General features: G+C 74.7%; 21 protein-coding genes and 1 pseudogene. 7 read left to right on the top strand and 15 right to left on the bottom strand.

The features are described from left to right. From FKM96_RS12360 to FKM96_RS12350, 3 genes are all read left to right on the top strand, one after another. Positions 1-1,590: a PQQ-binding-like beta-propeller repeat protein gene (locus FKM96_RS12360; protein WP_147795482.1), complete on the top strand. Its 1,590-nt coding sequence runs from the start codon at positions 1-3 to the stop codon at positions 1,588-1,590. Between the two features lie 159 nt (positions 1,591-1,749). Continuing rightward, the gene (locus tag FKM96_RS12355) at positions 1,750-2,874 is read left to right on the top strand and encodes an ABC transporter ATP-binding protein (RefSeq protein ID WP_147795481.1); all 1,125 of its coding nucleotides are present in this window, start codon (positions 1,750-1,752) and stop codon (positions 2,872-2,874) included. An 82-nt stretch (positions 2,875-2,956) separates the two neighbouring features. Further along, entirely contained in the window at positions 2,957-4,228 is a 1,272-nt protein-coding gene (locus FKM96_RS12350; protein ID WP_147795480.1) for a DUF4032 domain-containing protein, read from the top strand. Here the strand turns inward: FKM96_RS12350 and FKM96_RS12345 are convergent, their stop codons facing one another. The 4 genes from FKM96_RS12345 to FKM96_RS12330 are packed head-to-tail and all read right to left on the bottom strand — an operon-like array spanning position 4,229 to position 8,154. Continuing rightward, a complete protein-coding gene (locus FKM96_RS12345; protein ID WP_147795479.1) occupies positions 4,229-4,714 on the bottom strand; it encodes a pyridoxamine 5'-phosphate oxidase family protein in 486 nt (161 codons plus the stop codon). Between the two features lie 55 nt (positions 4,715-4,769). Then, positions 4,770-5,768 carry a 23S rRNA (guanosine(2251)-2'-O)-methyltransferase RlmB gene (gene rlmB, locus FKM96_RS12340; protein ID WP_147795478.1) on the bottom strand — a complete coding sequence of 333 codons (999 nt, stop codon included), beginning with the start codon at positions 5,766-5,768 and terminating at the stop codon, positions 4,770-4,772. Next, on the bottom strand, positions 5,768-7,207 hold the full coding sequence (cysS, locus tag FKM96_RS12335) for a cysteine--tRNA ligase (RefSeq protein WP_147795477.1): 1,440 nt from the start codon (positions 7,205-7,207) through the stop codon (positions 5,768-5,770). Before cysS ends, rlmB begins: the two co-directional genes overlap by 1 nt. Positions 7,208-7,218: 11 nt before the next feature. After that, complete coding sequence (locus tag FKM96_RS12330) at positions 7,219-8,154, bottom strand: LysR family transcriptional regulator (protein WP_147795476.1); 936 nt, start codon at positions 8,152-8,154, stop codon at positions 7,219-7,221. 72 nt (positions 8,155-8,226) lie between these two features. Here FKM96_RS12330 and FKM96_RS12325 point away from each other — a divergent pair, with 72 nt between their 5' ends. After that, positions 8,227-9,156: an EamA family transporter gene (locus tag FKM96_RS12325; protein ID WP_147795475.1), complete on the top strand. Its 930-nt coding sequence runs from the start codon at positions 8,227-8,229 to the stop codon at positions 9,154-9,156. A 133-nt stretch (positions 9,157-9,289) separates the two neighbouring features. Here the strand turns inward: FKM96_RS12325 and ispF are convergent, their stop codons facing one another. Further along, complete coding sequence (gene ispF / locus FKM96_RS12320) at positions 9,290-10,579, bottom strand: 2-C-methyl-D-erythritol 2,4-cyclodiphosphate synthase (protein WP_147795474.1); 1,290 nt, start codon at positions 10,577-10,579, stop codon at positions 9,290-9,292. Between the two features lie 39 nt (positions 10,580-10,618). Then, complete coding sequence (locus tag FKM96_RS12315; protein WP_147795473.1) at positions 10,619-11,101, bottom strand: CarD family transcriptional regulator; 483 nt, start codon at positions 11,099-11,101, stop codon at positions 10,619-10,621. Between the two features lie 368 nt (positions 11,102-11,469). Between FKM96_RS12315 and FKM96_RS12310 the strand changes: the two genes are divergently transcribed. Continuing rightward, entirely contained in the window at positions 11,470-12,087 is a 618-nt protein-coding gene (locus FKM96_RS12310; protein WP_210417266.1) for a hypothetical protein, read from the top strand. Between the two features lie 138 nt (positions 12,088-12,225). Here the strand turns inward: FKM96_RS12310 and pstB are convergent, their stop codons facing one another. The 6 genes and pseudogenes from pstB to FKM96_RS12280 form a co-directional block, all read right to left on the bottom strand. Next, positions 12,226-13,005, bottom strand: coding sequence for a phosphate ABC transporter ATP-binding protein PstB (gene pstB, locus FKM96_RS12305; RefSeq protein ID WP_147795472.1), 780 nt, complete (start codon positions 13,003-13,005; stop codon positions 12,226-12,228). Positions 13,006-13,052: 47 nt separating this feature from the next. Next, on the bottom strand, positions 13,053-14,009 hold the full coding sequence (gene pstA, locus FKM96_RS12300) for a phosphate ABC transporter permease PstA (protein ID WP_147795471.1): 957 nt from the start codon (positions 14,007-14,009) through the stop codon (positions 13,053-13,055). Position 14,010: 1 nt separating this feature from the next. Further along, positions 14,011-15,021, bottom strand: a complete 1,011-nt coding sequence (gene pstC, locus FKM96_RS12295; RefSeq protein WP_147795470.1) for a phosphate ABC transporter permease subunit PstC — start codon at positions 15,019-15,021, stop codon at positions 14,011-14,013. A 136-nt stretch (positions 15,022-15,157) separates the two neighbouring features. Continuing rightward, positions 15,158-16,276, bottom strand: coding sequence for a phosphate ABC transporter substrate-binding protein PstS (pstS, locus tag FKM96_RS12290; protein WP_147795469.1), 1,119 nt, complete (start codon positions 16,274-16,276; stop codon positions 15,158-15,160). 164 nt (positions 16,277-16,440) lie between these two features. Then, positions 16,441-17,161: pseudogene (locus FKM96_RS12285) on the bottom strand (response regulator). 4 nt (positions 17,162-17,165) lie between these two features. Continuing rightward, entirely contained in the window at positions 17,166-18,413 is a 1,248-nt protein-coding gene (locus tag FKM96_RS12280; protein ID WP_147795468.1) for a cell wall metabolism sensor histidine kinase WalK, read from the bottom strand. Between the two features lie 208 nt (positions 18,414-18,621). Between FKM96_RS12280 and phoU the strand changes: the two genes are divergently transcribed. Next, positions 18,622-19,284 (top strand): phosphate signaling complex protein PhoU, encoded by a 663-nt coding sequence (gene phoU, locus FKM96_RS12275; RefSeq protein WP_147795467.1) that lies wholly within the window; start codon positions 18,622-18,624, stop codon positions 19,282-19,284. Between the two features lie 177 nt (positions 19,285-19,461). Here phoU and FKM96_RS12270 read toward each other — a convergent pair whose 3' ends face one another. Further along, positions 19,462-20,202 carry a phosphoglyceromutase gene (locus FKM96_RS12270; protein WP_147795466.1) on the bottom strand — a complete coding sequence of 247 codons (741 nt, stop codon included), beginning with the start codon at positions 20,200-20,202 and terminating at the stop codon, positions 19,462-19,464. An 89-nt stretch (positions 20,203-20,291) separates the two neighbouring features. On the opposite strand from FKM96_RS12270, the gene FKM96_RS12265 reads away from it, so the two are divergent. Next, positions 20,292-20,732: a nitroreductase family deazaflavin-dependent oxidoreductase gene (locus FKM96_RS12265; RefSeq protein WP_147795465.1), complete on the top strand. Its 441-nt coding sequence runs from the start codon at positions 20,292-20,294 to the stop codon at positions 20,730-20,732. Positions 20,733-20,736: 4 nt separating this feature from the next. Here FKM96_RS12265 and mshA read toward each other — a convergent pair whose 3' ends face one another. Then, entirely contained in the window at positions 20,737-21,972 is a 1,236-nt protein-coding gene (gene mshA, locus FKM96_RS12260; RefSeq protein ID WP_246855378.1) for a D-inositol-3-phosphate glycosyltransferase, read from the bottom strand. 148 nt (positions 21,973-22,120) lie between these two features. Continuing rightward, positions 22,121-23,500: a sugar porter family MFS transporter gene (locus tag FKM96_RS12255; RefSeq protein WP_147795463.1), complete on the bottom strand. Its 1,380-nt coding sequence runs from the start codon at positions 23,498-23,500 to the stop codon at positions 22,121-22,123. Positions 23,501-23,523 lie beyond the last annotated feature (23 nt).

The raw sequence follows: 23,523 nt of genomic DNA, 5'->3' as shown, positions 1-23,523 counted from the left end.
GTGGGGCGACGACGCGAGCCGATGCAGGACGTCGAGCTGGTCGACGTCGGCACCGACCTGCCGCTCGCCCCCGAGGCCGAGGACCCCGAGGCGGAGGCCGCGCGCGCCCGCCGGGTCGCCCGGCGCCGGCGCGCGCTGCGCCGCTGGTGGCCGGTCCCGGTCGTCGCCGCGCTCGCGCTCGTCGGCGCGCAGGCGCTCCTCGACGCCCGCGAGGACGGCCGGGTCGCCGCCCGGCAGGAGGTCGCCGGGGTGCTGCGGACCGTCGCGCCCGGCCTGCCCGCCGCGCACCGGTACAGCCAGGAGACGGCGTCGGTCGTGCTCTCCGGCATCCCGGTGGGCGACCTGCGGATCGGCGTCGCGTCCCCGCCGTGGGACGCCGCGCGCGAGCTGGTCGCGCTCGACCGCGACGGGACCCAGGTCTGGTCGACGTCGCTGGAGGACGGCGGCCGGGCCGAGCCCGACGTCGGCATGGAGTACCCGACCTGCGCGCCCGACGCCGAGCCGGTGGCGACCGTCCGGTGCCTCGTCCTCGACCGCGGCGCGGCCGACGCCGCCGACGACTCCGGGAGCTGGGCGCCGGCCGCGCCCAGCGCGGCCCGCCTCGTGGCGCTCGACGCCGCGACGGGCGAGCTGCGCGCCACCCGCCAGGTCGCGCCGATGTCGGGCTGGGGCGGCGCCGACGGCCTCCAGGTGCTGGCGTCGATCGCCGACGGCACCCTGCGGGTCTCCGCGTGGGACACGGCGGCGGACCGGGGCGCGCCCGACGACGGCGGCGCGGCCCCGTTGTGGCGCACCGACGTCCCGCTCACCGACCCGGAGGCCGCCGCGCGGCTCTTCTACCCGCCGGGCGTGTCCGTCGCGCCGGGGCGGGTGCTTGTGCAGGGCGAGCTCGGCTCCTGGGCGTTCGACGCCGCCGACGGGCGGCTCCAGGCGTCCGGGGCCGACTACCTGTCCGTGTCCCGCACGGGGCACCTGCTGGCGAGCGGCGGCGCCGGTGCGCGCCTGCTCGACGACGACGGGGAGCCCCTGACCGACCTGCCCGGCCAGCCGCTGTGGCTGTCCGTGGACGACGGCTCGGTGCCCGGCGTGGAGCTGGTGGCCTCGTCGACCTCGGAGGGCCGGGTCCTGGTGGGCGTGGACGCCGAGTCGGGTGCCGAGCTGTGGACGTCGCCGCACCCCCGCTGGTCGGACCCGGCGGCGGTGCTGCTGGAGGGCACGCTGTACGGCGCGGACACCGACGGTCTGTGGGCGTTGGACGTGGCGACCGGCCGCGAGGTCTGGCGCACGGTCGTGGAGGTGTCCGGCGACGGCGCGTCGGTGATGACGGACGGCCGGTACGTCCTGGTGCTCGCCCGGCCGGACGCGCTGGCGGAGCTCGGCCTGACGGTCGGCGCCGCCCCGACGGCGTCCGGCCGCGCCGACGACGGCCGCGACCCGGCCCTGTCGTCCCAGCGCGCGCTCGCGGCGTTCGCGCTGTCCTCCGGCGCGCCCGCGTGGGCGACGCGGCTGCCCCCCGGCGTGCAGGGCGTGTGGCCCTACGGCGGCGACCTGCTCGGCTACGGCGACTCGGACGTCGTGGTCCTCAACTGACCGCCGCGAGTTCACCCGCAGGTCAGCCTGGTGTGGTTGGATGTCCGTGGACCGAGGGGGGTCACCCGACCTCCCTCGACCCGTGTCAGCGAAGACACTCTGACACTCTTCACGACGGATCGTCCGGCACGTACCTGCCGGTGAAGGGATCGATGAACCATGGCTACGGTCACGTTCGACAAGGCCACCCGGGTGTACCCGGGCACGGAGCGTCCCGCGGTGGACGCCCTCGACCTGCACATCGAGGACGGCGAGTTCCTCGTCCTCGTCGGCCCCTCGGGCTGCGGCAAGTCGACCTCCCTCCGCATGCTGGCGGGCCTGGAGGACGTCAACGCGGGTCGCATCCTCATCGGCGACCGCGACGTCACCGACGTCCAGCCGAAGGACCGGGACATCGCGATGGTGTTCCAGAACTACGCGCTGTACCCGCACATGACGGTCGCCGACAACATGGGCTTCGCGCTCAAGATCGCCGGCACCCCGAAGGCGGAGATCCGCACCCGCGTCGAGGAGGCCGCCAAGATCCTCGACCTGACCCAGTACCTCGACCGCAAGCCGAAGGCCCTCTCGGGTGGCCAGCGGCAGCGCGTCGCGATGGGTCGCGCCATCGTCCGCCAGCCGCGCGTGTTCCTCATGGACGAGCCGCTGTCGAACCTGGACGCGAAGCTCCGCGTGCAGACCCGCACCCAGATCGCGTCGCTCCAGCGCCGCCTGGGCGTCACCACGGTCTACGTCACGCACGACCAGACCGAGGCGCTCACCATGGGCGACCGCATCGCGGTCCTCAAGGACGGCCTCCTGCAGCAGGTCGGCACCCCGCGCGACATGTACGACACCCCGGCCAACGTGTTCGTCGCCGGCTTCATCGGCTCCCCGGCCATGAACATCGGCACGTTCCCGATCACCGACGGCGTCGCGAAGGTCGGCTCGGCCGGCATCGCCGTGCCGCGCGACGTGCTCGGCACGCTGGCGTCGGACGACAACAACTCCATCACCATCGGGTTCCGCCCGGAGGCGCTGGACGTCGTCCCGCAGGGCACCCCGGACTCGATCCCGGTGTCGGTCAACATCGTCGAGGAGCTCGGCTCCGACGCGTTCGTGTACGGCTCGCTCGTCGGCGAGGCCGGCGCGGCGGACGTCCACTCGGGCGCCGGCGACGCGCAGGTCATCGTGCGCGTCGACCCGCGGCAGGTCCCGGCCAAGGGCGAGACCATCCACGTCCGCATCCGCACCGGCGAGCAGCACCTGTTCCACGCCGGCTCGGGCGAGCGCATCGCGCACTGACGCACCACATCTCCACGCCGTAGGGGCGGGGCCGGCACGCACCGGCCCCGCCCCTTCGTCGTCCGGATGGGAGAATCGACCCATGACCCCTCGCACGCGCCTGCAGATCACCGCGGCCGCGCCGGACCCGGCCCTGCTCGACCTGCCCTGGGACGTGCCGCTGGCCGACTGGCCGGCCGAGCGCCTGGCCGCTCTCCCCCGCGGCATCTCCCGGCACACCGTGCGGTTCGCGCGGCTGTCCGGCCGGGTCGTCGCGATCAAGGAGATCGGCGAGACCGTCGCGTACCGGGAGTACGAGCTGCTGCGCCAGCTCGGCCGCCTGGACGTCCCGAGCGTGGAACCGGTCGGCGTCATCACCGGGCGCACCGCGCCCGACGGCGAGCCGCTCGAGGCCGTGCTCATCACGCAGCACCTGCGGTTCTCGCTGCCGTACCGCGCGCTGTTCAGCCAGGCGCTGCGGCCCGACACCGCCACCCGGCTCATCGACGCCCTCGCCGTGCTGCTGGTCCGCCTGCACCTCGTCGGCTTCTACTGGGGCGACGTGTCGCTGTCGAACACGCTGTTCCGCCGGGACGCCGAGACGTTCGCGGCCTACCTGGTCGACGCCGAGACCGGCGACCTGCACGACGAGCTCACGCCCGGCCAGCGCGCGTACGACCTCGAGGTCGCGCGGGTCAACATCATCGGCGAGCTCATGGACCTGCAGGCCGGCGAGTTCCTGGACGAGGACGTCGACGCGGTCGCGATCGGCGACGCCCTGGCCGAGCGGTACGAGGAGCTGTGGTCCGCGCTGACCAGCTCCGAGTCGTTCGGGCTGAACGAGCGCTGGCGGGTGCAGGCCCGCATCGAGCGGCTCAACGACCTGGGCTTCGACGTCGGCGAGCTCGACATCACCACCGACATCGACGGCACCACGGTCCGCATCCAGCCGAAGGTCGTCGACGCCGGGCACCACTCGCGCCGGCTCATGCGGCTCACCGGGCTCGACGTGCAGGAGAACCAGGCGCGCCGGCTGCTCAACGACCTCGACCAGTACGTGGCCGCGATGGACCGGCAGAACGACGACGAGACGTTCGTCGCGCACGACTGGCTCACCGAGGTGTTCGAGCCCGCCGTCCGCGCCGTGCCGCGCGACCTGCGGCCCAAGCTCGAGCCCGCGCAGCTCTACCACGAGCTGCTCGACCACCGGTGGTTCCTGTCGGAGGCGCAGAAGCGCGACGTCCCGATGCGCGAGGCCGTGAGGTCCTACACGCAGGACATCCTGCCGAACCGCCCCGACGAGGAGTCGATCCTGGGCGTCTCGGCGGCGGACCTGCGCGAGGACACGGACGTCATCCCGGTCGTCCGGGACTGACTAGAGCTCGACGCGCTCGTTCTCGCCCTCGAGGCGCTCGCCCTTCGCCTTCGCCTTCACGAAGCTGAGCAGCGTCGCGACCCGGCCGCCGGGGGCGTCCCAGTACTCCGCGGACTCGGCGCGCACGCGCAGCAGCACGGCCTGCGGGGAGTCCGGGCCGTCGGGCAGCCACGCCTCGACGCCGGCGCTCCACAGCTCGCGCTTCTTCGCGACGTCCTCGACCGGCTCGGCGACGCCCGCCACCGACACCCAGGTCGCGCCCGACCCGACGGTCACGTTGACCCGCGGGTCGGCGGCGACGTGCGCGAGCTTGCGGGAGCCGCGCTCGGCGAAGAACCACAGGTCCCCGTCGAACTCGACCTCCTGCAGCGCCATCGGGCGCGCGATCAGGGTGCCGTCCGGGGCGACGGTGGTGAGCACGCCGAGGCGCTCGTCCTTCAGCATCCCGGCGACGGTGCGGACGGGGTCGGTGGTGTCGTGGCTCATGCGACCACTGTCCGCCCGCCCCGGGGTGACCGCACCCCGGGGACGGCCGGGCGGGTCAGGAGGCGCGGGTGCGGGCGACCTCGTACAGGGCGATGCCCGCGGCGACGCCGGCGTTCAGGCTCTCGACCTCGCTCGCGATCGGGATGGACGCGATCGCGTCGCAGTGCTCGCGCACCAGGCGGGACAGGCCCTTGCCCTCCGAGCCGACCACGAGCACCAGCGGGTCCGCCGAGTACGGCAGGTCCGCGACCGCGACGTCGCCGCCGCCGTCCAGGCCCACGATGAAGCAGCCGGCCTCGTGCAGCCGCTCCAGCGCCCGCACCAGGTTCGTGGCCCGGGCGACCGGGACGCGCGCGGCGGCGCCCGCGGACACCTTCCAGGCCGACGCGGTCACGCCGGCGGACCGGCGCTCGGGGACCAGCACGCCGTGCGCGCCGAACGCGCCCGCGGAGCGGAGCACGGCGCCGAGGTTGCGCGGGTCGGTCACGCCGTCGAGCGCGACGATCAGCGGCGCGCGGTCGCTGGCGGCGGCGACGTCCAGCAGGTCCTCGACGTCGCCGTAGTCGTACGGCGGCACCTGGATCGCGACGCCCTGGTGCACCGAGCCGTCGGTGAGCCGGTCGAGCTCGGGCTTCGTGACCTCGAGCAGCGGGTAGCCGGCCTCGGTCGCGGTGCGCAGGATCTCTCGGGTGCGGTCGTCGGCCTCGAGCCGGGTCGCGATGTACACCGCGGACACCGGGATGCCGGCGCGCAGCGCCTCGACCACGGAGTTCCGCCCGGCGACGACCTCCGTCGCGCCCGCGCCCCGCGCCTTGCCCGCGGCGCCGCCGCCCCGGCCGGCCGGGCGGTTGCCCGAGCCGCGGGTGCCCGCGACCGCGCGGCGCTCGGCCGCGGCCTTCTTCTTGGCGGCGGGGTGGTAGGACCGCTCCTCCGCCTTCGGGGTGGGCCCCTTGCCCTCGAGCCCGCGGCGGCGCTGGCCGCCCGAGCCGACGGAGGCGCCCTTCTTGGAGCCCGGCTTGCGTGTGGCGCCGCGGCGCTGGGAGTTCCCGGCCATCAGTCCTCGTCCTCGGTGGTCTGGCGCGCGGCGAGTGACCAGCGCGCGCCGGTGGCGTTGTCCTCGACGGCCACGCCCGCGGCCGTCAGGCGGTCGCGGATCGCGTCCGCGGTGGCCCAGTCGCGGGCCGCACGGGCGGCGGCGCGGGCGTCGAGCTCGGCGCGCACCAGGGCGTCGAGCGCCTCGGCGTGCCGGTCGTCGGCCGCGGCCGCGCCCCACTGCTCGCCGGCCGGGTCCAGGCCCAGCACGTCGAGCATGGCGCGCACGGCCACGAGGCCCGCGCGCACGGCGGCGTCGTCCCCGGCGGCCAGGGCGGTGTTGCCCGCGCGCAGGTGCTCGTGGACGACGGCGAGCGCCGCCGGCACGTTCAGGTCGTCGTCCAGCGCGGCGCCGAAGCCCTCGGGCAGCTCCGCCGTCGCCAGCTCCGCGGCCTCGACCGCGCCCACCCGCTCGGTGGCGCGCTGCACGAAGCCGGCGAGCCGGTCCCAGGTGGCCTCGGACTCGGCGAGCGTGTCCGGGGTCCACTCCAGCATCGACCGGTACTGCACCGCGGTCAGCGCGTACCGCACCACCGCCGGGCGCACGGTCTCCAGCAGCGTGCTGACCAGCAGGCCGTTGCCGAGCGACTTGCTCATCTTCGCGCCGGCCTGGGTGACCCAGCCGTTGTGCAGCCAGTACCGGGCGAACCCGTACCCCGCGGCGCGGGACTGGGCCTGCTCGTTCTCGTGGTGCGGGAACCGCAGGTCCAGGCCGCCGCCGTGGATGTCGAAGGTGTCGCCCAGGTAGCGCTGCGCCATGGCGGAGCACTCCAGGTGCCAGCCCGGTCGGCCGCGGCCGAACGGGGTGTCCCAGGAGGCCGTCTCCGGCTCCCCGGGCTTGGCGGCCTTCCAGAGCGCGAAGTCGTGCGGGTCGCGCTTGTCGTCCCCCGCGCCGTCGGGCGCCGGGGCCATGTCGTCGAGCCGCTGGCTGGTGAGCGAGCCGTAGTCGGCGTACGAGCGCACGTCGAAGTAGACGTCGCCCTCGGCCGCCACGTAGGCGTGCCCCGTGTCGACCAGGCGCTGCATCAGGGACACCATCGCGGGCACGTGACCGGTGGCGCGGGGCTCGTAGGTGGGCGGCAGCACGCCGAGCGCGTCGTAGGCGGCGGTGAACGCGCGCTCGTTCTGCATCGCCCACGCCCACCACGCGACGCCGGCCTCGGCCGACTTCGCGAGGATCTTGTCGTCGATGTCGGTGACGTTCCGGACCAGGGTCACGTCGTGCCCGGTGCGGCGGAGCCAGCGGACCAGGACGTCGAACGCGACCCCGGACCGGACGTGGCCCACGTGCGGGGGCGCCTGGACCGTCGCGCCGCACAGGTAGATGCCGACCGCGCCCGGGGTCACGGGGACGAAGTCGCGCACCTCGCGGGTGGCGGTGTCGAACAGGCGCAGGCTCACGAGGGTCAAGGCTACCGGTCGGGGCGCTCCGGGCCGGTGGCGACCGGCTCCCGGTCGTCGGCGAACCGGGCGGCCTCCGCGCTCAGGGCGTCCAGCACCCGCCGCACGACCCGGCGCGCACGGCGGTCGGGGCGCACGAGGGCGTCCACCCGCCGGCCCGCGCGGACTCCGGCGAGCGGCACCAGCACCGCGCCGCGGCGCCCCGCGGTGTGCCGGGGCAGCAGGCTCACGCCGTGCCCCGCGGCCACCAGCGCCTCGACGACGCCGAAGTCGTTGAACCGCTGCACGATCCGCAGCGGCCGCCCCGCCACCGCGCCGACGGCGTCCAGCACGCCCGCGACCGGGAACCCGGCCCGCACCGCGATCCACGGCTCGTCGGCGAGGTCGGCCGGGGTGACGGTCGCACGTCCGGCGAGGCGGTGGCCGGGCGGCAGCGCGACGTCGAGCGGCTCGCGCAGCAGCGGGACGACGTCGACGCCCGCCGGCCATTCGGCGCCCGCGTCCGGGCGGTGGGCGACGACGAGATCGAAGTCGGCGGCCAGCGCGGGGAACTCGTCCTGGGCGACGTCCTCGTCCCCGAGCTCGACCCGCACCCCGTCCATCGCGGCGACCCGCCGGAGCAGGCCCGGCAGCAGCAGCTCGGCGCCCGACTGGAACGCGGCGACCCGGACCAGGCCGTGCGGGGCGGACCGGAACGCGTCGACGGCCGCCTCGGCACGCTCGAGGGCGACCGCCACGTCCGCGGCGGCATCGGCCAGCGCGTGCCCGGCGCCGGTGAGCCGCACGCCGCGGCCGGAGCGCTCGACCACCTCGGCCCCGGCGTCCCGGGCGAGCACGCGCAGCTGCTGGGACACCGCGGAGGGGGTCAGGTGCAGCGCGGCGGCGGCCGCGGTCACGCCGCCACGGTCCCGGACCGCCCGGAGCGTCGCGAGGTGGCGGGTGTCCATGCAGCGACGCTACAGGGAGGGTGCGCGATCTTTCGATGGTGCTGCACGGTGCGCGCGGGCGAGGATCGGCGCATGCCACCCCGGGACCGCCTGCTCGCCCTCACCGTCGCCGTGCTCTGGGGGCTGAACTTCCCGGCGATCCACCTGTCGCTCGAGCAGTTCCCGCCGTTCTTCCTGGTGGCCCTCCGGTTCGCGCTGCTCGCCGTGCCGACGCTGCTGCTCGTGCCGCGCCCGCGGGTCCCGGTGCGCTGGCTGCTCGGGTACGGCATCGGGTTCGGGGTGCTGCAGTTCGCGTTCCTCTACCTCGCGATGGACACCGGCATGCCGACAGGGCTGGCGTCCCTGGTGCTGCAGGCCTCGGCCCCGTTCACCGTGCTGCTGGGCGCGGCCTGGCTGCGCGAGCGGATCACCGCGCGGCAGGCGGTCGGCGTGGCGGTCGCGATCTGCGGGCTGGGCGGGATCGCGGCGCTGCGCGCCGGGGCCGGGGCGTCCGCGGGGCTGCTGCCGGTGGTGCTGACGCTGTGCGGCGGGCTCGGCTGGGCGTTCGGCAACGTGTCCAGCCGGCAGGCCCGCCCGGACAGCCCGCTGCGGTTCATGCTGTGGATGTCGGTCGTGCCGCCGCTGCCGATGCTGGCGCTGTCGCTCGTGCGTGAGGGCCCCGCGGCGATCGGCCGCTCGCTCACGACCCTCGGGACCGCGACCGGGGCCTGGGCGCTGGCGGGGCTGGCGTTCACGGTCCTCGTGGCGACCGTCGTCGGCTCGGGGATCTGGACCGCCCTGCTGGCGAGGCACCCGTCGGGCGTGGTGGCCCCGTTCTCGATGCTGGTCCCGGTCGTGGGCATCGCGGCGTCCTGTGCGTTCCTGGGCGAGCGCCCGTCCCCGCCGGAGCTGGCCCTGGGCGCCGTGGTGGTCTCGGGCGTCCTGATCGCCACCCGCCCCGCACCGCCCACGCCCGCCGTCGCTCTCCCGGCCACCCCCACGCGAGCGTCCACGCCGAGATGACAACTCTCGGCTGTCCCGCGGCACGCGCGCACAGCCGAGAGTTGCCATCTCGACGAGCAGGGGTCGTCGAGGCGCGCGGTGGAGACTCGGCGCGCGGGTGGCGCGGGCGCGGGTGGCGCGGGCGCGCGGGGGGCTAGGCGCGCGGGGCGATCAGGGCCGTCGCGATCGCGGCGATGCCCTCGCCGCGGCCCGTGAGGCCGAGGCCGTCCGTGGTCGTGGCGGAGACCGAGACCGGGGCGCCGGCCGCGGCCGTCAGCGCGGCCTCCGCCTCGGCCCGGCGCGGGGACAGGCGGGGGCGGTTGCCGATCACCTGGACCGCGACGTTCCCGACCGCGAACCCCGCCTCCCGCACCAGCCGCGCGGCCTCAGCCAGCAGGGTCGTCCCCGCGGCCCCGGCCCACTCCGGGCGGGACGTGCCGAACACCGAGCCCAGGTCGCCGATCCCCGCCGCGGAGAGCAGCGCGTCGGCCGCGGCGTGCGCGGCGACGTCGGCGTCGGAGTGGCCGGCCAACGGCGCCTCGCCCGGCCAGGCGAGGCCCGCGAGGTGCAGGACGGCGCCGGGCGCGGGCTCGGGGTCGTTCGCGTGCACGTCGACGCCGACCCCCGTGCGCGGCAGGCCCGGCACGCCGGTGCCCGCGCCCTCGGGGACCCCGCCCGCCGGCCCGGCGGCCGCTGCCGTCACGCCCGCGCCCCGTCGCGCGCCGCGGCGTCCCGCGCCAGCAGCTCCGCCACCGCCAGGTCCCGCGTCGTCGTGATCTTCATGGCCTGCTCCTCCCCCGGGCACGACCCACACCTGCTCCCCCAGCGCCTCGACGAGCGAGGCGTCGTCGGTCGCGGCGGTCGCCTCGGACGCGGCCCGGTCGGCCCCGGCGGTGTGCGCCGCGTCGAGCAGCGCCCGGTCGAACCCCTGGGGCGTCTGCACGGCGCGCATGGTGGCACGCGGGACGGTCGCGACCACGGGGGCGCCGCCGTCGACGGGCTCGCCGACCTGCTTGATGGTGTCGGCGACCGGGAGCCCGGGCACCACGGCCCGGTGCCCGGCGCGGACGGCGGCCTCGACGGACCGGATCAGGGCGGGCGACGCGAGGGCGCGCGCGGCGTCGTGCACGAGGACGACGTCGACGTCGTCGGCGAGCGCGGCGAGCCCGGCGGCGACGGACGCCTGCCGCGACCCCGCGCCCTCGACGACGGTCACCGGCACGCCGATCCCCGGCCGCACGGGACCGCCGAGCAGGGCCCGGAAGCCCCCGGTCCGGCCGGGCGGGACGGTGACGACCACGGACAGCACGACGCCCGACGCAGCGAGGCGTCGGGCGGCGTGGACGACCAGCGGGACCCCGGCGAGCTCGACGAGCGCCTTCGGTCCCGGCAGGCCGAGCCGCGTACCGCTGCCGGCGGCGGTCAGGATGGCCGCGGTGGGCATGCGGGCGCGGTCGGCCGGTGTCGGAGGGTCAGCGCGCCGTCAGGACGCGAGCACCTCGTCGAGGATGGCCTCGGCCTTCTCCTCCTCGGTGTGCTCGGCCAGCGCGAGCTCCGAGACGAGGATCTGCCGGGCCTTGGCGAGCATGCGCTTCTCGCCCGCGGACAGGCCGCGGTCGGCGTCCCGGCGGGAGAGGTCGCGGACGACCTCGGCGACCTTGATCACGTCGCCGGAGGCGAGCTTCTCGAGGTTGGCCTTGTAGCGGCGCGACCAGTTGGTCGGCTCCTCGGTGTAGGGGGCGCGCAGCACGTCGAACACGCGCTCCAGGCCCTCGGCCCCGACGACGTCCCGCACACCCACGAGGTCGACGTTCTCCGCCGGCACCTCGATGGTCAGGTCACCCTGGGCGACCTTCAGCTTGAGGTAGATCTTGTCCTCGCCGCGGATGGTCCTGGTCTTGATCTCCTCGATCAGCGCTGCACCGTGGTGCGGGTAGACAACCGTCTCCCCAACAGTGAAAGTCATCTGCAGGTGTCCCCTTTCGCGGAAGCCCAGTCTACCACGCGGCAACGGGGGGATTTCGTGGAGATCAGCCGCGTTTGCGCAGGTCAGGGCGTTGTCGGCCACGTCAGAGATTCGACACGCCGCGCGGCGTGGTGGCGGGACGCCCCCGGGTGGATAGTCTCCGACGAGGGCCCCGTGCGACCCCGTCCCCGGCCGCGCACCCCGCTGACCTGCGACGACGCCGTCCGTGGGACCGAAGGCCCACGCAGCCGCCGAGAGGCCGTGCACGGCACCCCCGCGCCCACGTAGGCTCGGCCTCGCACGCCCGCGCGCGTGCCGCAGCCCCCCGCGCACCGCAGCGCCCGCCCCACCGCACCGAGGAGTCCACCGTGGCCCGCAGCCGCACGTCCGCCCGCCCCGTCGTCGTCGGGGCCGTCCTGGCCCTCGCGGCGGCCCTGTCCGGCTGCTCGGTGACCAACCAGATCACCACCGAGGTCGCGTACTCGGCGTCGGACGGCGTGCGAGCGACGCTCGGCGACCTGACGGCGGAGAACCTGCTGATCGTCGCGGAGGCGGCCGACGCTCCCGGCGCGCTGCAGGGCGCCCTGACCAACCGCGGCGACGAGGCGCTGACCGTCGAGCTGTCGCTCGAGGGCTCGTCCGAGCGCGTGCGCGTCGAGTCCGGCGCCACCGTGCTGCTGGGCGGCGGCTCCGGCGAGGGCGGCGCGGACGGCGACGAGCGCGAGCAGGTCGTCTTCGACGCCGCGGGCGCCCCGGGCTCGACCGTCGAGCTGACGCTGAGCACCGGCGCGGCGGGCGACGAGACCGTCCCGGTCCCCGTCCTCGACGGCACGCTGCCGGAGTACGCGGACCTGGTCCCGGAGCTGGTCGAGGAGACCCCCGAGCCGACCGCCACCGAGACCGCGTCCGCCGAGGACACCACGGAGCCCGGCACCGAGGAGACGACGGCGCCGACCGCCGAGGCGACCGCCGGCACCGAGGGCTGACGCTCCGGCGGGTCCGTCCCGCCCCCACGCACGGCACAGGCCCCGTCCGGACGGACGGGGCCTGTGTCGTACGGCCCGGGCGGTCGGCGCGCGGTTCCCCTCCCGACCCGCGCGCCGGTCGCCGTGCCCCGGAGCGGCTCAGCCGAAGCGGCCGGAGATGTAGTCCTCGGTCGCCTGCTCCTTGGGCGACGAGAACATCGTGGCGGTGTCGTCGATCTCGATGAGCTTGCCGGGCTGGCCGGTGCCGGCGATGTTGAAGAACGCCGTCCGCTCCGAGACGCGGGCCGCCTGCTGCATGTTGTGCGTGACGATGACGATCGTGTACTCGCTCTTGAGCTCGGCGATCAGGTCCTCGATGGCGAGGGTCGAGATCGGGTCGAGCGCGGAGCACGGCTCGTCCATGAGCAGCACCTGGGGCTTCACCGCGATGGCGCGGGCGATGCACAGGCGCTGCTGCTGGCCGCCGGACAGGCCGGAGCCCGGGCGGTCCAGGCGGTCCTTGACCTCGTTCCACAGGTTGGCGCCGCGCAGCGAGGCCTCGACGAGGTCGTTCGCGTCGCCCTTCGAGATCCGGCGGTTGTTCAGCCGGACGCCGGCGAGCACGTTCTCCGCGATCGACATCGTCGGGAACGGGTTCGGGCGCTGGAACACCATGCCGACCTGGCGGCGCACGGCCACCGGGTCGATCTCGTCGCCGTAGAGGTCCACGCCCTCGACCGCGACGGTGCCCTCGACGCGCGCGCCGGGGATGACCTCGTGCATGCGGTTGAGCGTGCGGAGGAACGTCGACTTCCCGCAGCCGGACGGGCCGATGAACGCGGTCACCGAGCGGGGCTCGATGGTCATGTTCACGTCCTCGACGGCCTTGAAGGCGCCGTAGTAGATGTTCAGGTCCTTGACGTCGATGCGCTGAGCCATCTCGGTCGTCTCCTTGGGCTTGGTGAAGGGGAGGTGGGGGCGGCGGGTCAGCGGATCTTCGGGGCGAAGATCCGCGTGACGAGGCGCCCGATGAGGTTCAGCACCATGACGATGAGGAAGAGCGTGAGGGCGGCGGCCCAGGCGCGCTGCAGGTTGATGTCCGGGATGCAGCTCGCGTCGCCGTCCGAGCACGGGACCAGGCCCTGAGCGTACTGCCGGTACACGTAGACGGGCAGGGTCATCATGCGGCCCTCGAACAGGTTGAAGTTGATCGAGTCGACCACCCCGACCGTGAGCAGCAGCGGGGCCGTCTCGCCGATGACGCGGGCGATCGCCAGCATCACGCCGGTGGTGAGGCCGGCGACCGAGGTGCGCAGGACGACCTTGATGATGGTCAGCCAGCGCGGCACGCCGAGCGCCAGGGAGGCCTCGCGCAGCTCGTTCGGGACGAGCCGCAGCATCTCCTCGCTGGACCGGATCACGACCGGGATCATCAGCACGGACAGGGCGACCGAGCCGATGGCGCCGAACTTCGCGCCCGGGCCGAGGAGCAGCGCGAACAGCGCGTAGGCGAACAGGCCGGCGACGATGGACGGGATGCCCGTCATCACGTCGACCAGGAAGGTCACCACGCGGGCGAGCGGCTTGCCGTTGCCGTACTCGACCAGGTAGATCGCGGTGAGCAGGCCGATCGGCACCGAGATCAGCGCGGCGAACAGCGTGATCTCGAGCGTGCCGACGATGGCGTGGTAGATGCCGCCCGCGTCCATGCCGCCGAACACGCCGCGCATGGAGTTGAGCAGGAAGTAGGAGTCCAGCCGGCCGATGCCGCGGGACACCACGGTCCAGGTGAGCGACAGCAGCGGGATCATCGCCAGCACGAACGCGGAGATGATCAGCACGCGCATCGTGACGTCGGTACGGCGCCGGCGGCGGTCCGTGGCCTGCAGCGCCTCGCGCAGCGACGCGCCCGCCGGGGTGGTGGTGGTCGGGGTGGTCGTCATGTCAGTTCGCCCCCGAGAAGTCCTTGCGCCGCGCGACGATCGCGCGGGCGGCCATGTTCACGGCCAGGGTGATGATGAACAGGGCGAGACCGGTGGCGATCAGCGTCGCGACGCCGGTCTGGTTGGCCTCGGGGAACTGCGCGGCGATGTTCGCGGCGATCGTCTGCTGCTGCCCGGCGGCGAGCAGCTGGAACGAGTAGAGGAACCCGGGCGACAGGATCATCAGCACGGCCATCGTCTCGCCGAGCGCGCGGCCCAGGCCGAGCATGGCGGCCGACACGATGCCGGACCGGGCGAACGGCAGCACGGCCATCCGCACGACCTCCCACTGCGTCGCGCCGAGGGCCAGGGCGGCCTCCTCGTGCAGGCGCGGGGTCTGCAGGAACACCTCGCGGCAGATCGCGGTGATGATCGGCAGGATCATCACGGCGAGCACGACGGCCACGGTCATCATCACGCGGCCGGTCGGCGAGACCACGCCGCCGAAGAACGGGATCCAGCCGAGGTACGTCCCGAGGAACTCCCACACCGGCTGCACGACCGGGCTGAGCACCAGACCGCCCCACAGGCCGTAGACGACCGAGGGGATGGCGGCGAGCAGGTCGACCACGTACCCGAGCGCGCTCGCGAGCCGCCGCGGCGCGTAGTGCGAGGTGAACAGCGCGATGCCGATGGCGACCGGGGTCGCCAGCAGCAGCGACACCGCGGCCGCGAGCAGCGTGCCGAAGATCAGCGGGCCGACGAAGCCCAGCAGGCTGGTGTCCTCGGGGAACCAGCTGACCGCGTCCGACAGCTCGGACGAGTCCGCGGTGAGGGCCGGCCACGCGCGCTGGACCAGGAACACGGCCACGGCGGCCAGGATCACGAGGATCAGGACGCCGGCCCCGGTGGCGAGCCAGCGGAACGCCAGGCTGCCGCCACGGTCGCCGTGGCCCGAGCGCAGCCTGCGGGCCGTCGTGCCGGGCTTCACCGGCTCGGTGGGCCCCGCGGTGCGGGACTGGGTGCTGGTCACGCGGTCTCCAGGGGGAGGGGGAGGAGAGAGGTCGTGTCTCGCGCCGACGGCCGGCCCACCGCGAGGTGGACCGGCCGGGGTCCGGGCGGGAGGGGCGGCCGACGGGTCACGACGGCCGCCCCTCCCCCCGGGGTGATCAGGACGCCAGGGTGATCGCGTCGATCGACGCCTGGACGTCGGAGCGCAGGTCGTCCGAGATCGGCGCGGAGCCCGCGGCCGACTCGGAGGCCGCCTGGCCCTCGGCGGAGGCGACGTAGGTCGCGAACGCCTTGACCAGGTCGACGTCGTCCTGCGAGTCGTAGGACTGGCAGACGACCAGGTACGAGGCGAGGATCAGCGGGTAGGCGCCGGCCTCGGTCGTGGTGCGGTCGATGTCGATGACGATGTCACCCTCCTCGCGCGAGTCGTCGCGCGGGGAGACGTCGAGCGCGGCCGCGGCGGCCTCCTCCGACGGGGCGACGAACTCGTCGCCGACCTGGATCGAGACCTTGCCGAGCGAGCCGGCCTTCGAGGCGTCCGCGTAGCCGATGGTGCCCTGGCCGCCCTGGACGGTCTGGATCAGGCCGGAGGTGCCCTGGCCGGACTCGCCGCCCTCGACCGCCCAGTCGCCGGAGGCCTCGGCCGTCCACGCGCCGTTGCCGGCCTTCGCCAGGTAGTCGGTGAAGTTCTTCGTGGTGCCCGACTCGTCCGAGCGGTGCACGGTGGTGATCGCCAGGTCCGGCAGCGTCACGTCCGGGTTCGCCTCGGCGATGGCCGGGTCGTTCCAGTTCGTGATCGTGTTGTTGAAGATGTTCGCGATCGTCTCGGCCGAGAGGTTCAGCTCGGTGACGCCCTCGAGGTTGAAGACGACGGCGATCGGGGAGATGTAGACCGGCAGGTCCACCGCGCTGGCGCCGAAGCAGCGCTCCTGCGCCTGGGCCAGCTCGTCCTCGTCGAGCGCGGAGTCGGTACCCGCGAACTTCACGGAGCCGTCGAGGAACGCGGTGCGGCCGCCACCCGAGCCGACCGGGTCGTACGAGACGGTGACGTCGGGGTTCGCGTTCTGGAACCCGGCGCGCCAGGCCTCCATCGCGGACTCCTGCGACGAGGCGCCCGAGCCGGCGAGCTCACCCGAGAGGGAGCTGGTCGAGCCGGTGTCGGATCCGCCGGAGGTCTCGGCGGCGCCCGTCGGGTTGTCCGAACCACATGCCGTGAGGGAGAGGGCGACGACGCCGGCGAGGGCGAGGGCACCCGTACGACCGCGGTTGAGCTTCACAGTGTTGTCCGTCCTGTCGTGACGCGGCGCGCACCCGTCTGTGCGCGACCTGGCGCCGACGCTAAGGAGCGCAGGTGACCAGGCTCCCGTAGCCGGGTGAACGGACGGTGAACGAGCGGACAATCCTGGCGGGGACCCGCGTGGCGCGCGTCACGCCCGGCCGGTCAGGCCGGGTCGTCGTCGAGCAGCTTGTAGCCGAGGCCGCGCACGGTGACCAGGAGCGTCGGGTTCCCCGGGTCCGGCTCGATCTTGGCGCGCACCCGCTTCACGTGCACGTCGAGGGTCTTGGTGTCGCCGACGTAGTCGGTCCCCCAGACGCGGTCGATGAGCTGGCCGCGGGTGAGCACCCGGCCCGCGTTCCGCAGCAGCAGCTCGAGCAGCTCGAACTCCTTGAGGGGGAACGCCACGGGCTGGTCGTCGACCGTGACGGTGTGCCGCTCGACGTCCATCCGGACCCGGCCGGCGGCGAGCACGCCGTCGTCCTCGACCTCGTCGTCGGAGCCCGCCCCGCCCGTGGCAGGCGCCTGGCGACGGCGCAGCACCGCGCGCACCCGCGCCAGCAGCTCGCGGGACGAGTAGGGCTTGGTCACGTAGTCGTCGGCCCCGAGCTCCAGGCCGACGACCTTGTCGATCTCGCCGTCCTTCGCGGTCAGCATGATGACCGGGACGTCGGAGCGCTGCCGGATCCGGCGGCAGACCTCGGTGCCGGACATCCCGGGGAGCATGAGGTCGAGCAGCACGAGGTCCGCGCCCTCGGACTCGAACGCCTCGACGGCCTCGGTCCCGGTGGCGGCGGTGGTGACCTGGAACCCCTCGCGGCCGAGCAGGTACGCCCAGCGGGTCGCGGTAGGACTCCTCGTCCTCGACGAGCAGGATGCGGGTCACGGGGTCAGGCCTCCGGTGCGGTGGTGTCGGGGTGGGCGGCGGCGGCGCGCGGGGCGGCCGGGCCGGTTCGGTCGGGGACGACGAGGGGCTGCGGACGGTCGTCCGCGGTCGCTGCCGGCGGCTGGCCGACGGCGACCGGGAGCCGCAGGGTGAACGTGGAGCCGCGGCCGGGCTGCGACCACACCTGCACGTCGCCGCCGTGGTCGGCCGCGACGTGCTTGACGATCGACAGGCCGAGGCCGGTGCCGCCGGTCTCGCGGCTGCGGGCCGGGTCGACGCGGTAGAACCGCTCGAACACCCGGTCCTGCTCCTCGGGCGAGATGCCGACGCCCTGGTCGACGACCGCGATCTCCACCAGGCCGTCGCGGCTGCGGACGCCGACGCCGACGGTGGTGCCGGCCGGCGAGTAGCGCACCGCGTTGTCCAGCAGGTTGCGCACCGCCTGGACGAGCATCGTGGGGTCGCCGAACACGCGGGTGCCGCGCTCGCCGCCGACCTGGAAGCCCATGTCCTTCGCGGCGGCGCCGGTCCGCGCGCGGTCGACCGACTCCGCCACGACGGCGTCGACGTCCACCACGGCGATGTCCTTCAGCGCGCCGGCCACCTGCAGCCGGGACAGCTCGAGGATCTCGTGCACCAGCTCGGAGAGCCGGTGCGCCTCCCCGACCATCCGGCCCGCGAACCGGCGGACGGCCTCGGGGTCGTCCGCGGCGTCCTGCACCGTCTCGGCCAGCAGCGAGAGCGCGCCGACCGGGGTCTTCAGCTCGTGGGACACGTTGACGACGAAGTCGCGGCGGATCGCCTCGAGGCGCCGGGCCTGGGTGTTGTCCTCGGCGAGCACCAGCAGCAGACCCGGCGCGACCTGCGCGACGCGGACCTGCAGCATCACGGTGCCCGGACCCAGGGGCCCGCGCGGCAGCTCCAGCTCCTCGTCGCGGATCAGCCCGGTGCGGCGGACGTCGGCGATCAGCTCGCGCACGGCGGCGTGCACGACCATGCCGTCCCGGACGACGCCGAGCGCGAACGCCGGCGGGCTCGCCCGGACGACGCGGTCCTCGTCGTCCAGCACCACCGCGGCGGAGCGCAGCACCGCGAGCGTCCGGACCACGCCGTCGTCGACCTCCGGCTCAGGGCGCGGCGGGATGCTGCGCTGCGCGCGCTCGCTGAACCGGAACGCCAGCGTCGCCCCGATGCCGGTGAGCAGACCCAGCACACCCACGAGCAGCGCGCCGAGACCGTTGAGACCGTCCACGGCGCCAGCGTACGGTCGTCGGTGCCGTGCCACGGACCGGCACGGCACCGCCGCGGCGGCGCCGGGCGGAGTGTTCATCTCCGTTCACCCCGAGGCGACCTGCCGTTCACCGGCGCGTTCACCGGAGCGTGCGACCGTGGGCGGCCGGGACCAGACTGGTGCACCCACGCACGCCCGCGCGCGGACCGCGCGCGAACGAGAGGAAGCCATGCGGGAGATCTTCGAGGCCGAGCTCAAGCAGCTCGGGGACGACCTGGTGGCGATGAGCCGCCGGGTCGAGCACGCGATCGGGGCCGCCGGTGAGGCGCTGCTCCGCCAGGACCTGGCCCTCGCCGAGTCGGTGATCGCGGACGACCTCGCCATCGACGCGCTCGAGCGCGACCTCGACGAGCGCTGCGTCCTGCTGCTCGCCCAGCAGCAGCCGGTCGCCACCGACCTGCGCGTCGTCGTGTCCGCGCTGCGGATGAGCGCGACGCTCGAGCGGATGGGCGACCTGGCCCGGCACGTGGCCCAGGTGGCCCGCGGCCGCTACCCGAACGCCGCCATCGACCCCGCGCTGACCGGTGTGTTCACCGAGATGAACGAGGCCGCGCGCCGCGTCGCCCAGCGCACCACCCACGTGCTGAGCTCGCACGACCTCACCGAGGCCGAGGGCATCGAGCGCGACGACGACCTGCTCGACTCGCTGCACGAGGAGACGTTCCGCGTGCTGCTGAGCCCGACGTGGGCCGGCACCGCGCAGCAGACGGTCGACGTCACGCTGCTCGGCCGGTACTACGAGCGGTTCGGCGACCACGCGGTGTCCGTCGCGCGCCGCATCGTCTACCTGGTCACCGGCGAGTTCGCGGGCGACGGCAGCGGCATCCGCTGACCCCGCCCGCGGACGGCCGTCCGCGCACGAGGCCCGTCTCCCCCGCCGCACGGGGGGACGGGCCTCGTCGCGTCCGGGGCGCGCCGCGCGAGGACGACGAGGGCCCGGGAACGACGAAGGGGCCCGGGCCGACGTGGTGTCGGCCCGGGCCCCTTCGTGCGTGCGTCGTGCTGCCGGTCAGCGGCCCTGGTTCGCGACCGCGGCGATGGCCTCGGCGGCCGCGTCGGGGTCGAGGTACGTGCCGCCCGGGTTGGTCGGCTTCAGGGTCTCCTCGTCCAGGTGGTAGACGAGCGGGATGCCGGTGGGGATGTTGATCCCGGCGATCGTCGCGTCGTCCACGTCGTCGAGGTACTTGACGATCGCGCGGATCGAGTTGCCGTGCGCGGCCACCAGGGTGGTCTTCCCGGCCTTGAGGTCGGGCACGATCTGCTCGTCCCAGTACGGCAGGGCGCGGTCGAGCACCTGCTTGAGCGCCTCGGCGCGCGGGATCGGCTCACCGGCGTAGCGCGGGTCGCTGTCCTGCGAGAACTCCGAGCCGAGCTCGATGTCCGGCGGCGGGACGTCGTAGGAGCGGCGCCAGAGCATGAACTGCTCCTCGCCGTACTCCTGCAGGGTCTGCTTCTTGTCCTTGCCCTGCAGCGCGCCGTAGTGGCGCTCGTTCAGGCGCCACGAGCGCTTGACCGGGATCCACAGGCGGTCCGCGGCGTCGAGCGCGTAGTTCGCGGTCGTGATGGCGCGGCGCAGCAGCGACGTGTGCACGACGTCCGGCAGCACGCCGGCGTCGGTGAGCAGCGTCCCGCCGCGCTTGGCCTCCGCGACGCCCTTCTCGGACAGCGCGACGTCGACCCAGCCGGTGAACAGGTTCTTCGCGTTCCATTCGCTCTCGCCGTGGCGGAGCAGAACGAGGGTGTAGGTCATGGGTCCCATCCTGCCGCACGCGGCGCCCGGGCGTCGGGGGACGTTCGGCCCGCGGAACACGGACCGCGTCCCGGGGCGTTGCACCGGGCATGCCGATCACCGGGGAGTACCAGCCCAGCACGGACCAGCGCTCGCGCGACCAGGTGGAGCTCATCGAGAGCTCCGGCGGGACGCGGGGCACCACGATGCGCGGGATGCCCGTCGTCGTCGTGACGATGCTCGGCGCGAGGTCCGGCAAGGTGCGCAAGATCCCCGTGATGCGCGTCGAGCACGACGGCGCGTACGCCGTGGTCGCGTCGCTCGGCGGGGCCCCGAAGCACCCCGTCTGGTACCACAACCTCCTGGCGCACCCGCTGGTCGAGCTGCAGGACGGGCCCGCGAAGGCCGACTACACCGTGCGCGAGGTCTCCGGCGCGGAGCGCGAGCTGTGGTGGGCGCGGGCGGTCGAGGCGTACCCCGACTACGCGGACTACCAGACCCGCACGTCCCGGGTGATCCCGGTCCTGGTCCTGGAGCCGGTCGCCGCCTGAGGGATCAGACCGCGAGGCGCGCGCGGCGCTCGGCGGCCAGGGCGTAGACCTTGAGCACCTGCTCGGCGGTCGCGTCCCAGCCGTACTGCTCGGCGACCCGCCGGGCGCCCGCCCGCCAGGTGGTGCGCGACGCCGGGTCCGCGAGCGCCGTCGCCAGCGCGTCCGCCCAGACCGCGGGGTCGTGCCCGCGCACCTGCCGCCCGGACACGCCGTCCTGCACGACCGACCGCAGCCCGCCGACCGCGGACGCGACGACGGGGGTGCCCGTCGCCTGCGCCTCGACGGCCACCAGCCCGAACGACTCGCTGCGCGACGGCACGGCCACGAGGTCCGCCGCGGCGAACCACCGCGCGAGGTCGGCGCGCGCGACCGGCGGGTGGAACCGCACGTCGTCCGCGACGCCCGACGTCGCGGCGAGCGCCTGCAGCTCGGTGAGCGCCGTCGCCCGCCCGCTCGGCCCGCCGAGGACGACCAGCAGCGGGACCGGCCGGCCCGTCGCGCGGAGCACGCCCAGCGCCCGCACCAGCACGTCGGGCGCCTTGAGCGGCTGCACCCGGCCCGCGAACACGACGACGTCCCGGTCGACGGGCAGCCCGAGGTCCCGGCGCAGGGCGGCGCGGTCGGCGCGCGGCCGGAACGTGCTCAGGTCGACGCCCGGCGCGACGACGTGCACCCGCTCGGGGTCGGCGTCGTACATGCCGACGAGGTCCTGGCCCTCCTCCGCGGTGCTCGCGACCAGCGCGTCGGCAGCCGCGACCACCTGCTCCTCGCCGATCACCCGGGTCGCCGGCTCGGGGCTGTCCCCCGGCGCGAGCGCGGCGTTCTTGACGCGGGCCATGGTGTGCATGGTGTGCACCAGCGGCACGTCCCAGCGCTCCGCCGCGAGCCAGCCGACCTGGCCGGACAGCCAGTAGTGGCTGTGCAGCACGTCGTACCAGCCGGCGGGCCGGGTCGCGCCGACGCGGAGCACGCCGGCGGTCACCGCGCACAGCTGGCCGGGCAGGTCGTTCTTGTCCAGCCCCTCGTACGGGCCGGCCGGCACGTGGTGCACGAGCACCCGGTCGTCGTGCTCGTCGAGGTGCACCGACTCCGGCAGGGCCGAGGAGGTGGCGCGCGTGAAGATCTCGACCGCGGCACCGCGGCGGGCCAGCGCCCGGGCCAGCTCGGCGATGTAGACGTTCATCCCGCCGGCGTCGCCCGTGCCGGGCTGATCCCGGGGCGAGGTGTGCACGGACAGCATGGCGATGCGCTGCGGCTCGTGCGGCACGACGGGGCTCCGGGAGGGGGGGACGACAGGCGGACTCCCCCCATTGTCGGTCATCTGGAGGGGTACGCACCGCGTGACGCCGACCACCCGGGTGGGATCGAGGGTGCCCGGGTGCCGAGGCTCAGGGGCGCGCGGCCCGGAAGTCCTCCTCCAGCTGCTCGAGCGACCGGTCCCGGGTCTCGGGGAGCACGAGGCGCACGAACAGCCAGGACAGCACGTTCAGCGCCGCGAACAGCAGGAACGTCCCGTTGACCCCGATGCCGGCGACCACCGACGGGAAGAAGCCGGAGATGACCGCGTTGGCCGCCCAGTTCCAGAACACGCAGAGCCCGATCGCGAAGCCGCGGACCCGCAGCGGGAACAGCTCCGCCAGGATCACCCAGCAGACGAGCCCGACGGACGACTGGTTGAAGCCCACGAACAGCACCAGGAAGAACGTGACGGCCACCGACCGGCCGGTGCCCTCGGGGATCGCCGCCGAGCACAGCGCGATCATCAGGTGCGACGCGATGATCCCGGTGAGGCCGACCAGCAGCAGCCCGCGCCGGGTGACCCGGTTGATGACGCGCAGGCCGATCAGCATGCCGAGCACCGAGAACACGCCGTTCAGCACGTTCGCGACGAGGGCCACGTCCCCGCTGAACCCCGACTGCCGGAGCAGCTGGGTGCCGTAGTACATGACCGCGTTGATGCCGCCGAGCTGGTTCACGACGGCCACGCCGACGCCGATCAGGACCAGCCGGCGCACCCAGGCGAGCCGCAGCTCCCCCCAGCCGCCCTGCCCGCGCGCGGCGTCGGTGCGCTCGAGGGCGACGAGGTCGCGGACCTCGCGCAGCTCGGCGGCCGCCCGCCCCGGGTCGCGCACCTGGCGCAGCACCGCGAGCGCGTCGTCCTCCCGGCCGCGGGCCAGCAGCCAGCGCGGCGACTCGGGCATCCGGAGCATCCCGACGAACAGCGCGACCGCGGGCACGGCCTGCACCGCCAGCATGTACCGCCAGACGCCGGGGTGGTCCGACCACACGGTGCCGATGACCGCGTTGATCACGAACGCGGCCAGCTGCCCGACGACGATGGCGATCTCGTTGCGCCCCGTGATCGCGCCGCGGCGCTCCGTGGGCGCGAGCTCGGCCAGGTAGACCGGCACCGTGACGGACGCGCCGCCGACCGCGAGGCCGAGCACGAACCGGGTCGCGGCCATGACCTCGAACGACGGGGCGACGACGCTGCCCAGCGCGCCGACGAAGAACACCACCGCGAGCGCCACGAGGGTGCGGCGGCGGCCGACCCGGTCCGCGAGCCGGCCGCACAGCAGCGCGCCGAGCGCCGCGCCGACGAGCAGGCTGCTCGTGACCAGGCCCTCGGTCGCCGGGGTGAGCCCGAGGTCGGCGACCATCGGGTCGAGGGCGCCGTTGATGACGCCGGTGTCGTAGCCGAACAGCAGGCCGCCGAACGTCGCGACGACCGTGATGACGTCGAGCCGCCGCAGGTGCGGTCCCGGCATCAGGGGCGGGAGGGTGCGGGCGC

The organism is Cellulomonas sp. Y8, assembly GCF_008033115.1.
Classification (GTDB): domain Bacteria; phylum Actinomycetota; class Actinomycetes; order Actinomycetales; family Cellulomonadaceae; genus Cellulomonas.
The sequence above is the reverse complement of the archived record's forward strand: the minus strand, read 5'-3'. Positions and strand labels throughout refer to the sequence as shown.

What these genes read in the sequence shown, in the direction of transcription:
- FKM96_RS12255 (WP_147795463.1), bottom strand. Translation starts at nt 23,500, where the DNA reads ATGCCGGGACCGCACCTGCGGCGGCTCGACGTCATCACGGTCGTCGCG.
- rlmB (WP_147795478.1), bottom strand. Translation starts at nt 5,768, where the DNA reads ATGGCCGGGAACTCCCAGCGCCGCGGCGCCACACGCAAGCCGGGCTCC.
- FKM96_RS12355 (WP_147795481.1), top strand. Translation starts at nt 1,750, where the DNA reads ATGGCTACGGTCACGTTCGACAAGGCCACCCGGGTGTACCCGGGCACG.
- FKM96_RS12270 (WP_147795466.1), bottom strand. Translation starts at nt 20,202, where the DNA reads ATGACCTACACCCTCGTTCTGCTCCGCCACGGCGAGAGCGAATGGAAC.
- FKM96_RS12315 (WP_147795473.1), bottom strand. Translation starts at nt 11,101, where the DNA reads ATGACTTTCACTGTTGGGGAGACGGTTGTCTACCCGCACCACGGTGCA.
- ispF (WP_147795474.1), bottom strand. Translation starts at nt 10,579, where the DNA reads ATGCCCACCGCGGCCATCCTGACCGCCGCCGGCAGCGGTACGCGGCTC.
- pstB (WP_147795472.1), bottom strand. Translation starts at nt 13,005, where the DNA reads ATGGCTCAGCGCATCGACGTCAAGGACCTGAACATCTACTACGGCGCC.
- pstA (WP_147795471.1), bottom strand. Translation starts at nt 14,009, where the DNA reads ATGACGACCACCCCGACCACCACCACCCCGGCGGGCGCGTCGCTGCGC.
- FKM96_RS12330 (WP_147795476.1), bottom strand. Translation starts at nt 8,154, where the DNA reads ATGGACACCCGCCACCTCGCGACGCTCCGGGCGGTCCGGGACCGTGGC.
- FKM96_RS12350 (WP_147795480.1), top strand. Translation starts at nt 2,957, where the DNA reads ATGACCCCTCGCACGCGCCTGCAGATCACCGCGGCCGCGCCGGACCCG.
- mshA (WP_246855378.1), bottom strand. Translation starts at nt 21,972, where the DNA reads ATGCTGTCCGTGCACACCTCGCCCCGGGATCAGCCCGGCACGGGCGAC.
- FKM96_RS12325 (WP_147795475.1), top strand. Translation starts at nt 8,227, where the DNA reads ATGCCACCCCGGGACCGCCTGCTCGCCCTCACCGTCGCCGTGCTCTGG.
- phoU (WP_147795467.1), top strand. Translation starts at nt 18,622, where the DNA reads ATGCGGGAGATCTTCGAGGCCGAGCTCAAGCAGCTCGGGGACGACCTG.
- FKM96_RS12265 (WP_147795465.1), top strand. Translation starts at nt 20,292, where the DNA reads ATGCCGATCACCGGGGAGTACCAGCCCAGCACGGACCAGCGCTCGCGC.
- FKM96_RS12345 (WP_147795479.1), bottom strand. Translation starts at nt 4,714, where the DNA reads ATGAGCCACGACACCACCGACCCCGTCCGCACCGTCGCCGGGATGCTG.